Origin of the sequence: Streptomyces sp. NPDC058051 (assembly GCF_042885475.1) — a bacterium.
Taxonomy (GTDB): Bacteria; Actinomycetota; Actinomycetes; order Streptomycetales; family Streptomycetaceae; genus Streptomyces.
In genome coordinates, this window is sequence record NZ_JBHVRW010000007.1 from 301,994 (window position 1) to 314,214 (window position 12,221).

Genomic DNA, 12,221 nt, shown 5'->3' on the forward strand with positions numbered 1-12,221 from the left:
GGGCGTCACCGCCCCGTATGGATGGACGTGAAGCGATACTTCCGTGGGCCGGTCATGTGGATCGTGCTGGCCGTCCTCGCCGTGGTCGTGTTGATGCAGGTCGTCGGCTCGTCGGGCGGCTACAAATCGGTGGACACCGGCAAGGTGATCCAGGCGATCAGCAAGGACCAGGTGGCGCAGGCCAGGCTGACCACCGGTGACGAACAGATCATCAAGATCGAGTTGAACAAGGGACAGAAGCTTTCGGGCGAGTCCGGCAGCAAGTTCCAGGCGAGCTACATCGGCGACCAGGGTGTCCAGCTGGCCGACACGCTCCAGCAGAAGTTCGAGAGCGGCAAGATCGACAAGGGCTACACGGTCTCGCCGTCGAAGCAGTCCCCGTTCGTCTCGATCCTCCTCTCGCTGCTGCCCTTCGTCCTGATCGTGGTCGTCTTCCTGTTCCTGATGAATCAGATGCAGGGCGGCGGCTCCCGGGTCATGCAGTTCGGGAAGTCCAAGGCCAAGCTGATCACCAAGGACACCCCGAAGACGACGTTCTCCGACGTGGCCGGGTCGGACGAGGCCGTCGAGGAACTCCAGGAGATCAAGGAGTTCCTCCAGGAGCCGGCGAAGTTCCAGGCCGTCGGCGCCAAGATCCCCAAGGGTGTCCTGCTCTACGGGCCTCCCGGTACGGGCAAGACGCTGCTCGCGCGCGCCGTCGCGGGCGAGGCGGGCGTCCCGTTCTACTCGATCTCCGGTTCCGACTTCGTCGAGATGTTCGTCGGTGTCGGTGCCAGCCGGGTCCGTGACCTCTTCGAGCAGGCCAAGGCGAACGCCCCCGCGATCGTCTTCGTCGACGAGATCGACGCGGTCGGCCGGCACCGCGGTGCCGGTATGGGCGGCGGTCACGACGAGCGCGAGCAGACGCTGAACCAGCTGCTCGTGGAGATGGACGGCTTCGACGTGAAGGGCGGCGTCATCCTGATCGCCGCCACGAACCGGCCGGACATCCTCGACCCGGCGCTGCTGCGCCCGGGCCGCTTCGACCGGCAGATCGCGGTCGACCGGCCGGACATGCAGGGCCGTCTCGAAATCCTCAAGGTGCACCAGAAGGGCAAGCCGGTAGCGAAGGACGTCGATCTCGGCGCCGTCGCCCGTCGTACGCCCGGCTTCACCGGTGCCGACCTGTCGAACGTGCTGAACGAAGCGGCGCTCCTCACGGCGCGCGGCAACCAGACGCTGATCGACAACAAGATGCTCGACGAGGCCATCGACCGCGTCGTGGCGGGTCCGCAGAAGCGGACCCGGATCATGTCCGAAAAGGAAAAGAAGATCACCGCGTACCACGAGGGCGGACACGCCCTGGTCGCGGCGGCCTCTCCCCAGTCGGACCCGGTCCACAAGATCACGATCCTCTCCCGCGGCCGTGCCCTCGGTTACACGATGGTGCTCCCGGAGGAGGACAAGTACTCCACGACGCGCAACGAGATGCTCGACCAGCTGGCCTACATGCTGGGCGGGCGCGCGGCCGAGGAGCTGGTCTTCCACGACCCGACCACCGGTGCTGCGAACGACATCGAGAAGGCCACCACAACGGCCCGCGCGATGGTCACGCAGTACGGCATGACGGAGCGGCTCGGCGCGATCAAGTTCGGCGGCGACAACACCGAGCCCTTCGTGGGCCGGGAGATGGGTCACCAGCGCGACTACTCGGAAGAGGTCGCGGCCCTCGTCGACGAAGAGGTCAAGAAGCTCATCGAGACCGCGCACAACGACGCGTGGGAGATTCTCGTCGAGAACCGGGACGTGCTGGACGCCCTGGTCCTTCAGCTCCTGGAGAAGGAGACGCTCGGCAAGGAGGAGATCGCCGAGATCTTCGCCCCGATCGTGAAGCGCCCGGCCCGTCCGGCCTGGACGGGTTCCGCCCGACGTACCCCGTCGACGCGGCCGCCGGTGCTCTCGCCGAAGGAGCTCGCCCTCACCAACGGCGCCACCGCGGCGAACGGCTCGGTCGTCCCCACGGACGTCCCGGCCACCGAGGTGCACCCGGAGGACCGCACGGAGAGCTGATGACCGTGCCCCCGGTGTGGCCCCTGTCACGGGAGTCGCCCGGGGTCCGGAATGGATGCCGCGCCTCCACAGGTTCTAGCCTGTGGGGGCGCGGCTATTTCGTACGCCCGTGCGGAGGTATGTACGGGTGACAGCTCAGAGGAACGAGGCACAGATGACCGACCCGGTGACGTTGGACGGCCAGGGTTCGATCGGTGAGTTCGACGAGAAGCGGGCCGAGGCCGCCGTACGTGAACTCCTCCTCGCCGTGGGCGAGGACCCGGACCGCGAGGGACTGCGTGAGACGCCGGGGCGTGTGGCACGGGCGTACAAGGAGATATTCGCGGGCCTCTACCAGGAGCCCGAGGACGTTCTGACGACCACGTTCGATCTCGGCCACGACGAGATGGTGCTGGTCAAGGACATCGAGGTGTTCAGCACCTGCGAACACCACCTGGTCCCGTTCCGGGGTGTCGCGCACGTCGGGTACATCCCGGCGGTCAGCGGCAAGATCACGGGTCTGTCGAAGCTGGCCCGCCTCGTCGACGTCTACGCCCGGCGCCCGCAGGTCCAGGAACGGCTCACCACACAGATCGCCGATTCCCTCATGGAGATCCTGGAGCCGCGCGGGGTCATCGTCGTCATTGAGTGCGAGCACATGTGCATGTCGATGCGCGGCATCCGTAAGCCCGGTGCGAAGACGCTGACCTCGGCGGTGCGCGGCCAGCTCCGCGCCCCCGCGACGCGTGCCGAGGCCATGAGCCTGATCATGGCGCGCTGAGTCCGGCCGCTGTGGGACGAGAGCTCGGGGACAGCCCTCAGGCGGACGCCGAGCTCTTGTCGTTGCCCTCGTCCTCGGGGAGCTTGCAGATGCGTTCCAGCCAGAGGGCCGCGGCCACCACCGCGATGCCGGCCAGGACCGCGAAGGCCGCGTAGATCGCCTGGTCGCGGCGGGCCGGGATGTCGAGGGAGCCGAGCAGGAAGACTCCCGTGCCGCCGTACAGGCCGGCGACCAGGGAGACGACCAGCGCGCTGGCCTGGCCGAAGACGACCGCGCGGGCGGCCATCAGAGGCTCGACGCCCTTGGCCCCCGGCCGGCGCTCGCGCTGGGCGCGCAGCCGGGAACGGATGGAGAGGGCCGTCGCGAACAGGATGACGGCGATCACCGCGAGCACGATGGGCGCCGCGAGGGGAACGCTCGGCAGACTGCCCAGGGAGTCCCAGAGGCGGGCGCCGCCCCAGGAGAGCACCCCGGCCGCGGCGAAGAGGCCGGCCAGTACCCCGAGCCGTAGTTGCTTCACCGAGTGATCCGCCCTTCGCTGCCCGTGGTGCGTGTGACACCAGTGGGTCGTGTCGCCAGTGTCCGTGTCGTCAGTGCTGCCTGTGTCACCGGTCTCCGTGTCGCCGGTGACGCGTGTGTCGTCAGTGACGCGTGTGCCACCGGTGTCCGTGTCCCCCGTGGTCCGTTCCGCCGGAGGTCCGGTCGCCGGTGATGCGCTGTCGTCGAGCCTAACGACTACTCGGGCAGACGGAGTTCCAGGTCGGTCCGGGGCTGTACGCCCTCCCTGCCGACACCGGCCAGCAGCTCCGTGACGGGGCCGACGCCGGGCAGCTGGGCCTCGGGGTCGATGTCGTGCCACGGGGCGAGCACGAAGGCGCGCTCATGGGCCCGGGGGTGAGGGAGGGTGAGCACCGGGTCGTCGGAGACGACATCCGCGTACGCCACGATGTCGACGTCGATGGTGCGTGGGGCCCAGCGCTCCTCGCGGACCCGGTCGAAGGCCTCTTCGACGGCCTGGCCGCGCTCCAGGAGCGAGGACGGGGGCAGCGTCGTCTTCACGACGATCACCGCGTTGAAGTACGAGGGCTGGGAGCCGGGGGCGACGCCCCAGGGTTCCGTCTCGTACACCGGGGAGACCGCTTTGACCCGGAGGCCGGGGGTGTCCTCCAGGGCGTCTATGGCGCCCTGGAGGGTCTCCAGGCGGTTGCCGAGGTTGGAGCCCAGGGAGATCACGGCGCGTTTGGGGTTGGAGAGGGTGATGTCCGCGGCGTCCACCTGCTCGACGACGGAGGCGGGAACCGGCTGTACGGTGGGGTCGCTCTGCCCCTCGGTGAAGAACGCAGTCATACTCGGCTCCGGGTGATGGTGATGGTCACATCGTCGAAGGGGACGGTGATCGGTGCGTCCGGTTTGTGGACCACTACCTCCACTTCCTCGACTCCTTCGTGCTTGAGGCACTTCTGGGCGATGCGCTCCGCGAGCGTTTCGATCAGATCGACCGGCTCCCCCTGCACCACGTCGACGACTTCCTCCGCGACGATGCCGTAGTGCACGGTCTTCGTCAGGTCGTCGGCGGACGCCGCGGGGCGGGTGTCGAGGCCGAGCACCAGATCCACGATGAACGTCTGGCCCTCTTCCCGTTCCCGGGGGAAGACGCCATGGTGTCCACGGGCCTTGAGGCCGCGCAGCGCGACACGATCCACGCGAATCACTCCTGCTGTTGTTGGGCGTAGAGACACGGGGCCGCGTGCGGGCGGCTGGGTGCTCTCTCTTCCGAATTTACCTGCGAGCACCGACAGTGCTCGCCCGTGGGGGGCTGCGGACGGGACCTCGCGGGGCTGGTAGCCGCTTCTACCCACAGTCCCGGATTCCAACCCATCCGGGCGGATGTCCCGGTCAGGACGACGTGTCCTCGTCCTCGTCCTCGTCCTCGCCGGATTCGGTGAGCACGGGCGAGCCGTGGTGGGACCAGAGTTTCCAGCCGTCCGGTGTGCGCCGGAACACATTGGTCGCGACGACGAGTTGGCCGACCAGCGGCCCGAGCGCGTTGCCGTCCTCCGCGGGGCCGCCGCTGAGGATGTTCTCCGTGCAGGTCACCAGGGCCGTGTCGCCGGTCATCGAGACGCCGAGATCGGTCAGGAAGAACTGGATGTACTCCGTGTTCGCCATGATCAGGGCGTAGCTGCGCAGCACCTCGCCGCGGCCGGTGAGGACCGGCCAGCCGGGGTGGACGCAGGAGACGGTGAGGTCCTCGCCCGGCAGCCAGAGCCCGGACAGCGCCTCCAGGTCACCGCGTTCCATCGCCTCGTAGAAGGCGGTGTTGGCCTGTTCGACGGCGGCGATGTCGGCGGCCGCCTCCGCGTGCTCGTCGCGGTGCCCGCTCACGCGGCTCCCTCGACGGCGCGCGCGACCCGTACGGCGTCGGCTGTGGCGCGTACCTCGTGGACCCGGACGGCCCAGGCACCGGCGTGGGCGGAGAGCGCGGAGATCGCCGCCGTCGCCGCGTCGCGTTCGCGGGCGGGCGGCGGTGCGGCGCCCTCCCGGGCCAGCACGTGGCCGAGGAAGCGTTTGCGGGAGGCGGCGACCAGCAGCGGGCGGCCCAGGGCGTGCAGCGCGTCGAGGTGGGCGACGAGGGCGAGGTCGTGGCCGGCGTCCTTGGCGAAGCCGAGACCGGGGTCGATCACGATGCGTTCCGGGGCGACGCCCCCCGCGATCACGGCGTCCATCCGCTCCCGCAGCTCCGCGACGACCTCGGCGACGACGTCCTCGTACACCGCCTGGCTGTTCATGGACTCGCTGAAGCCGCGCCAGTGCATCACGACGAACGGCGCACCGGTCGCGGCGACGACCCCGACCATGTCCGGGTCGGCGAGGCCGCCGCTCACATCGTTGACCAGGGCGGCTCCCGCCGCGACCGACTCGTCGGCGACACGGGCCCGCATGGTGTCCACGGACACCGTGACCCCTTCGGACGCCAGACCCCTGACCACCGGGATCACCCGCCGCAGCTCCTCCGCCGCGTCCACCCGGCTGGCGCCGGGGCGGGTCGACTCGCCGCCGACGTCGATCAGGTCGGCGCCCTCGGCGACGAGGTCGAGACCGTGTTTGATCGCTGCTGTCGTGTCGAACCAGCGACCCCCGTCGGAGAAGGAGTCCGGTGTCACATTGACCACACCCATGACCGCACAGCGGTCCCACTCCGGCAGGCCTTCGATCATGCCTCGTCCACGCAACGTACTCATGCGCCCAGCGTAGGCCCGTACGGCACGCCGCTACGCCGCACGGGCGTGGTGTTCCTGGCCCGGCGCCCCGGTGTGGGCGCACGGGAGCGGTCGGCGGCGCGGGAACCGGCGGGCGAGGAGACGGGGCGGCGCGAGGTTCACGAAGCCCTCGGCCCGCATGGCCGCGAGCGAGATGCGGGGCAGATCGCGGGCGGCGCGGTAGACGACGAAGCGCGGTTCCCAGCGGGGCCGGAACTTGGCGTTGAACTTGTACAGCGACTCGATCTGGAACCAGCGCGACAGGAAGATCAGCAGTCCGCGCCAGGTCCGCAGCACGGGCCCCGCGCCCAGCTTCTCGCCGCGGGCGAGTGCCGAGCGGAACATCGCGAAGTTCAGCGAGACGCGTGTGACGGAGAGCCGGGAGGCTGCCTGCAGAGCGGCGACGATCAGTAGTTCGTTCATGCCCGGATCGGCGGAGCGGTCGCGGCGCATCAGGTCCAGGGACATGCCGTCCCTGCCCCACGGGACGAAGTGGAGTACGGCCTTCAGGTCGCCGTACGGGGAGTCGTCGGTGTGCTCGTCGGCCTTGTGGGCGGTGGCGATGACGCAGTCACCGTCGGCCGGGTCGCCGATCCGGCCGAGCGCCATGGAGAAGCCGCGCTCGTTGTCGGTGCCGCGCCAGTCGGCGGCGGCCCGCCGGATGCGGGCCAGTTCGGCGTCGCCGATGTCGCGTACGCGCCGGACCCGGGTCTCGTAGCCGAGCCGTTCAATGCGCTTCACCATCTGGCGCACGTTGCGCATCGCGCGCCCGGCGAGCGAGAAATCCGCGACGTCCACCACCGCCTCGTCGCCCAGCTCCAGCGCGTCGAGTCCGGTCTCGCGGGTCCAGACCTCGCCGCCGGTCTCGCCGCAGCCCATCACGGCGGGGGTCCAGGAGTGGGCCTTGGCCTCGTCCATGAAGCGTTCGATGGCGCCGGGCCAGGCCTCCACATCGCCGATCGGGTCGCCGCTCGCCAGCATCACCCCGGACACGACGCGGTAGCAGACGGCGGCCTTGCCGCTGGGGGAGAAGACGACGCCCTTGTCGCGGCGGAGCGCGAAGTGGCCGAGCGAATCGCGTCCGCCGTGCTTCTCCAGCAGGGCGCGCAGCCGGACCTCGTCGTCCTCGGTGAGACGGGCGGCCGGGTGCTCGGGGCGGAAGGCGAAGTAGATGGTGGTGACGGCGGTCAGCAGACCGAGGGAGCCGAGCGAGCACGCCACGGTCCAGGAGGTGACTCCGGCGTACTCGACGGGGCCCTCGAAGCCGACCAGTCCGTACAGCACGTGCTGGAGCCGGTCGGCGACACTGGGGCTTCCCACGACCCGGCCGGGGTGGACGCTGACGATGACCAGGCCCAGCCCCAGCGAACCGGCGCCGAGAAGCACGAAGTTGGCCAGCGCCCGCCAGCGGCTCCTGGGATCGGGGAGCGCGGCGAACTCACCGCGATGACGGATCAGCAGCACGCAGAGCGTCAGCGAGACGAACGTGCCGATGACCGAGTGCCGGTAGACGAGCTGCGCCAGCGCACCGGCCGGCAGGAGCACGACGGCCGCCCGCCAGGCCCGCCGCTTGTGCCGCTTGAGGCCGTGGGCGAGGAGCAGCAGCAGGACGCCCGCGCTCAGGGAGAGAGCGGCGGCGAACGGTCCGAGGGCGCCGGGGAGCACCTCGGCGAGGGTGTGCATACGGCTGTGCCGGAAGCGCGGGAAGACGCCCGCGGCGGTATCGATCAGACCGACGACGGTGCAGGCGGTGCCGACCAGTGCCGGCACGGATGCGGGGCGTGGGCCGCGTACGAACGTGCGTACGGGGCTCGGAACCGATCCTGATTTATCCGCATCTTGTCTGACAGACATCGCTTCCCATGGTTCCGCGAGAGATTGATGAGTCCTCCGGCCGAGGCCTTCCGGACGATGTGCGCTCTGTAGGACGAGGCTTCCGCCGCGGGGGTTCACCCGCCGGCCGGAAATTTCCTGACAAGAAAGCTCACCCCCCATGGGTCTCACCAGCATGACGTTCCTGGTCCTGACCATCGCCCTGGCCGTGGTGTTCTTCGCGGGCACGGTCTGGCTCTGGCCGCGGTTGGCCGGGCGCGGCACGGCCGCGGTGTCCGGCAGGGTCGGCCTGCTGCTGGCGACTCAGCTGACGCTCTTCGGCTCGGTCGGACTGGTGGCCAACAACTCGTTCCTCTTCTACGGCTCCTGGGACGATCTGTTCGGCCGTCAGCAGGATCTGGGTGTGGTCACGGACCACGCGGCCGCGACGCTCGCCTCCAGGAACATCGTCCGGATCGGGACGCAGCGGCCGGACGTGCCGGGCGGCTCGCGGCCCGCGAAGGGCGGCCGGATCGACAAGGTCGTGATCGCGGGGCAGGAGTCGGGGATCGAAAGCTCCGCGTACGTGTACCTCCCGCCGGAGTACTTCCAGCCGGCGTTCGCCCGCCGGAAATTTCCCGCGGTCGTCGTGCTCACCGGATATCCGGGCACCGCGGAGAACCTTCTGAAGGGCCTTCAGTACCCGCGGACGGCACACGAGCGGGTGAGGGCCGGGCGGGCGCAGCCGATGGTCCTGGTGATGCTGCGGCCGACGGTGGCGCCGCCGCGGGACACCGAGTGCGTGGACATACCGGGCGGGCCGCAGGCGGAGACGTTCTTCGCCGAGGATCTGCCGAGGGCCGTCTCGGAGACGTACCGGGTCGGCACCGCGGCCCGCAACTGGGGGATCATGGGCAATTCGACGGGCGGCTACTGCGCGCTGAAGATCGGGCTCCACCACCCGGACCGGTACGCCGCGAGCGCCGGGCTCTCCGCCTACTACAAGGCGGCCGAGGACCCGACGACCGGAGATCTCTTCCACGGCGACCGGAAGGCGCGCGACCGCGCCGACCTGATGTGGAGCCTGGACCATCTGCCGCAGCCCGGGTCGTCCTTCCTCGTCACGACCTCCAGGCACGGCGAGGGGAACTACCGCTCCACGCAGCGGTTCATCGGCAAGGTGCACCGGCCCGCCCAGGTCTCGTCGATCGTGCTCGACAGCGGCGGGCACAACTTCAACACCTGGCGTCGGGAGATCCCTCCGGCGCTCGACTGGATGAGCAGCCGACTCAGCGAGGGGTGAGCGGGGGCGGGGGAACCCGGACGGGGCCGGTTCCCCGACGGGGGCCGGTTCCTGGGCGGGGGCCGGTTCCCCGGCGGGTGTGGGTTCCCGGACGGGTGTGGGTTCCGGACCGGTGTGGGTTCCCGGACGGGTCTGAGGCGGGATCCTGTTGCCCGGCTCGCCGCCTCCCTCACCCTGCGGCGGTCTTGGCGACGCTCTCCACGGTCTCGACGGTCACTTCGGTGCGCGGGACGTCCTGGGCGTCCGCGTCGATCGAACGGCGCAGCGCCTCATGGAGCCGGGCCGGGGTGAGCACGCCGAGGAACCGGCCGCTGCTCTCCTTGTCGATGACCGCGATCCAGCCCGCGTCGTGCTGGAGCATGGTGGCGAACGCCTGCTTGAGCGGGGCTCCTACGGGCAGCCACGCCTCCATCCGGCGGGCGTGGGCGCGGACCGTGTCCCCGGTCCCGGCGGTGAAGCCGTCGGCCGGGATCCAGCCGTGCAGATTGTCCTCGCCGTCCAGCACGACGGCCCAGCGCGCGCCTTCGGCCCGCAGCCGTTCGGTCGCCCTCGCCAGCGAGTCGTCGAGGTGGACGACCGGCGGCTGGTCGAGGTCGCCCTCCTCGACAGGGGTCACGGAGAGCCGCTTGAGGCCGCGGTCGGCGCCGACGAAGTCCGCGACATAGGGGGTGGCGGGGGCGCCGAGCACGGTCGCCGGGGAGTCGAACTGCTCGATGGCGCCCTGCCCGTAGACGGCGATGCGGTCGCCGAGCCGGACCGCTTCCTCGATGTCGTGCGTGACGAACAGCACGGTTTTGCGGACCTGCGCCTGAAGCTTCAGGAATTCGTTCTGCAGCCGCTCCCGGACGACCGGGTCGACCGCGCCGAAAGGCTCGTCCATCAGCAGCACCGGCGGATCCGCGGCCAAGGCCCTTGCCACGCCCACACGTTGGCGCTGTCCGCCGGAGAGCTGTTCCGGATAGCGGTCGCCATAAACGGAAGGATCAAGTCCGACGAGGTCGAGGAGTTCCGCCGCGCGCTCGCGTCCCTTTCCGCGTTTCCAGCCGAGGAGATGGGGAACGGTCGCGGTGTTTTCCAGGACCGTACGGTGCGGGAAGAGCCCCACCTGCTGGATCACATAGCCGATACGGCGGCGCAGCCGGACGGGGTCGATGGCGGATATGTCGTCCCCGTCGAGGAATATCCGCCCCTCGGTCGGTTCGATCAACCGGTTCACCATCTTCATGGTGGTCGTCTTGCCGCAGCCCGACGGTCCGACGAGCGTGACGAGTTCACCCTCGGCGACCTCGAAGGAAAGGTCGTCGACGGCGGTGGTGCCGTCCGCGTACCGCTTGGTGACATGCTCGAAACGGATCATGGTTCCCCATTGTCGCGCGTGTTCTGTGAAGGACATGTTGCTGGAATACAACGGCCTCGGCGATTGTCAGTGGTCGAGGATAGGGTCACCAGAACATCGGTACGAAGCGTTGGTGCGAGGCATCGGCACGAAGCATCGACACGAGGCATCGACACGAGGCACGAGGCATTGGGCACGAGGCACCGGTGCGAGACGGCAACGGAAGGGGGGCGGATGGCTGCCACACAGAACTGCATGGTGACGAACGACTGGATCTGCGGCGAGTATCTCCGTTCCCGCAGCCAGGAGTTGACCGACGCGACGCTCCAGCACATCTGGATCACCGCCGTCTCGGTGGGGATCGGGCTCCTGGTGGCTTTCCCGCTGGCGCTGCTCGCCCGCCGCAGCCGCCGCTTCGCCGGCCCGGTCCTCGGGCTGACGACGGTGCTCTACACCGTGCCTTCGCTCGCCATGTTCTCGCTGCTGCTGCCGCTGTTCGGGCTGTCCGCGGCGCTGGTCGTCACCGGCCTGGTGCTGTATTCGCTGACCATTCTCGTACGGAACATCCTGGCGGGCCTCGAAGCGGTTCCGCAGGAGGCGAAGGAAGCCGCGAAGGGGATGGGGTACGGGCCGCTCAGGCTGTTGTGGGAGGTCGAGCTCCCGCTCGCCATGCCCGCGTTGATGGCCGGAGTGCGGATCGCCACGGTCTCGACGATCGCGCTGACGACGGTCGGATCGATCATCGGCAGGGGCGGCCTCGGCAACCTCATAGGGGACGCGCTGCCCAGCTTCTTCAAGGCCCAGGTGCTCGCCGCGTCCGTCCTGTGCGTACTGCTCGCGGTCGTCGCCGATCTGCTGCTGCTGGGCGTCCAGCGGTTCCTCACCCCCTGGACCCGCATACGCGCCACTCCCGCGGGCGCCACGGCAAAGGCGGTCTGAACCATGGGAGTTCTCGGCGAGGCATGGACCTGGCTCACCACCGGCGCCAACTGGTCGGGGGAGAGCGGGGCGGCCCACCGGCTCGGTGAGCACCTGTACGTCAGCGGGGTCGCGCTCGCCCTGGCCTGCGCCGTGGCCCTGCCGATCGCGCTGTACCTCGGGCACATCGGGAAGGGCGGGGCACTGGCCGTCAACATCTCCAATGTGGGACGAGCGATCCCGGTCTTCGCGGTGCTGGCCCTCTTCATGGTCTCGCCGCTGCGCAACGCCGGATATCTGCCGACCGTCATCGCGCTGGTGCTGTTCGCCGTGCCGCCGCTGCTCACCAACGCCTATGTCGGGATGACGGAGGTCGACCGGGCGGTGACCGAGGCGGCGCGCGGCATGGGGATGTCCGGGGGCCAGCTCTTCGTCCGCGTCGAACTCCCGCTGGCCTACCCGATGATCATGACCGGGCTGCGCTCGGCGGCGGTCCAGGTGGTCGCCACGGCGACGATCGCCGCCATGGTCGGGCAGGGCGGCCTCGGCCGGATCATCACCGCCGGATTCAACACGTACAACACACCGCAGGTCGTCGCGGGGGCGCTGCTGGTCGCGGTGCTCGCCCTGCTGGTGGAGGCCGTGCTGGTGGGCCTGGACCGGATGCTGTCGCCGCTGCGCCGCCGCAGGACGGCATGACGGCCCGTCGCCACCGCCCGCCGGGCCCGCGCACCCCACCGATCCCCGGATCCCTTCTCAATCAGCCCCTGTCGCTGTGGACGG

At 69.7% G+C, this 12,221-nt stretch carries 12 protein-coding genes; 5 read left to right on the forward strand and 7 right to left on the reverse strand.

The genetic code is table 11. The features are described from left to right. The first annotated feature begins 21 nt into the window (after positions 1-21). Positions 22-2,049 (forward strand): ATP-dependent zinc metalloprotease FtsH, encoded by a 2,028-nt coding sequence (gene ftsH / locus ACFVUT_RS14835; protein ID WP_389648403.1) that lies wholly within the window; start codon positions 22-24, stop codon positions 2,047-2,049. A gap of 154 nt (positions 2,050-2,203) precedes the next feature. Then, complete coding sequence (gene folE / locus ACFVUT_RS14840; protein WP_389648600.1) at positions 2,204-2,809, forward strand: GTP cyclohydrolase I FolE; 606 nt, start codon at positions 2,204-2,206, stop codon at positions 2,807-2,809. A 37-nt stretch (positions 2,810-2,846) separates the two neighbouring features. On the opposite strand, the gene ACFVUT_RS14845 is transcribed toward folE, so the two are convergent. The 6 genes from ACFVUT_RS14845 to ACFVUT_RS14870 form a co-directional block, all read right to left on the reverse strand. Beyond that, positions 2,847-3,329: a DUF3180 domain-containing protein gene (locus tag ACFVUT_RS14845; RefSeq protein WP_389648405.1), complete on the reverse strand. Its 483-nt coding sequence runs from the start codon at positions 3,327-3,329 to the stop codon at positions 2,847-2,849. Positions 3,330-3,544: 215 nt separating this feature from the next. Next, complete coding sequence (gene folK / locus ACFVUT_RS14850; protein ID WP_389648408.1) at positions 3,545-4,156, reverse strand: 2-amino-4-hydroxy-6-hydroxymethyldihydropteridine diphosphokinase; 612 nt, start codon at positions 4,154-4,156, stop codon at positions 3,545-3,547. Continuing rightward, positions 4,153-4,512 (reverse strand): dihydroneopterin aldolase, encoded by a 360-nt coding sequence (gene folB / locus ACFVUT_RS14855; RefSeq protein ID WP_389648411.1) that lies wholly within the window; start codon positions 4,510-4,512, stop codon positions 4,153-4,155. The genes folK and folB overlap by 4 nt, the downstream gene beginning before the upstream one ends. Before the next feature lie 193 nt (positions 4,513-4,705). Then, the gene (locus ACFVUT_RS14860) at positions 4,706-5,194 is read right to left on the reverse strand and encodes a nuclear transport factor 2 family protein (protein WP_389648414.1); all 489 of its coding nucleotides are present in this window, start codon (positions 5,192-5,194) and stop codon (positions 4,706-4,708) included. After that, positions 5,191-5,988, reverse strand: coding sequence for a dihydropteroate synthase (gene folP, locus ACFVUT_RS14865; RefSeq protein ID WP_389648603.1), 798 nt, complete (start codon positions 5,986-5,988; stop codon positions 5,191-5,193). The genes ACFVUT_RS14860 and folP overlap by 4 nt, the downstream gene beginning before the upstream one ends. A gap of 93 nt (positions 5,989-6,081) precedes the next feature. After that, positions 6,082-7,923, reverse strand: a complete 1,842-nt coding sequence (locus tag ACFVUT_RS14870; RefSeq protein ID WP_389648416.1) for a phosphatidylglycerol lysyltransferase domain-containing protein — start codon at positions 7,921-7,923, stop codon at positions 6,082-6,084. Positions 7,924-8,062: 139 nt separating this feature from the next. Here ACFVUT_RS14870 and ACFVUT_RS14875 point away from each other — a divergent pair, with 139 nt between their 5' ends. Then, entirely contained in the window at positions 8,063-9,184 is a 1,122-nt protein-coding gene (locus tag ACFVUT_RS14875; protein ID WP_389648419.1) for an alpha/beta hydrolase, read from the forward strand. A 169-nt stretch (positions 9,185-9,353) separates the two neighbouring features. On the opposite strand, the gene ACFVUT_RS14880 is transcribed toward ACFVUT_RS14875, so the two are convergent. Further along, on the reverse strand, positions 9,354-10,541 hold the full coding sequence (locus ACFVUT_RS14880) for an ABC transporter ATP-binding protein (protein ID WP_389648421.1): 1,188 nt from the start codon (positions 10,539-10,541) through the stop codon (positions 9,354-9,356). 213 nt (positions 10,542-10,754) lie between these two features. Here ACFVUT_RS14880 and ACFVUT_RS14885 point away from each other — a divergent pair, with 213 nt between their 5' ends. Both ACFVUT_RS14885 and ACFVUT_RS14890 read left to right on the forward strand, forming a co-directional pair. Then, a complete protein-coding gene (locus tag ACFVUT_RS14885; protein WP_389648424.1) occupies positions 10,755-11,459 on the forward strand; it encodes an ABC transporter permease in 705 nt (234 codons plus the stop codon). Between the two features lie 3 nt (positions 11,460-11,462). Further along, positions 11,463-12,137 carry an ABC transporter permease gene (locus ACFVUT_RS14890; protein WP_389648427.1) on the forward strand — a complete coding sequence of 225 codons (675 nt, stop codon included), beginning with the start codon at positions 11,463-11,465 and terminating at the stop codon, positions 12,135-12,137. Positions 12,138-12,221 lie beyond the last annotated feature (84 nt).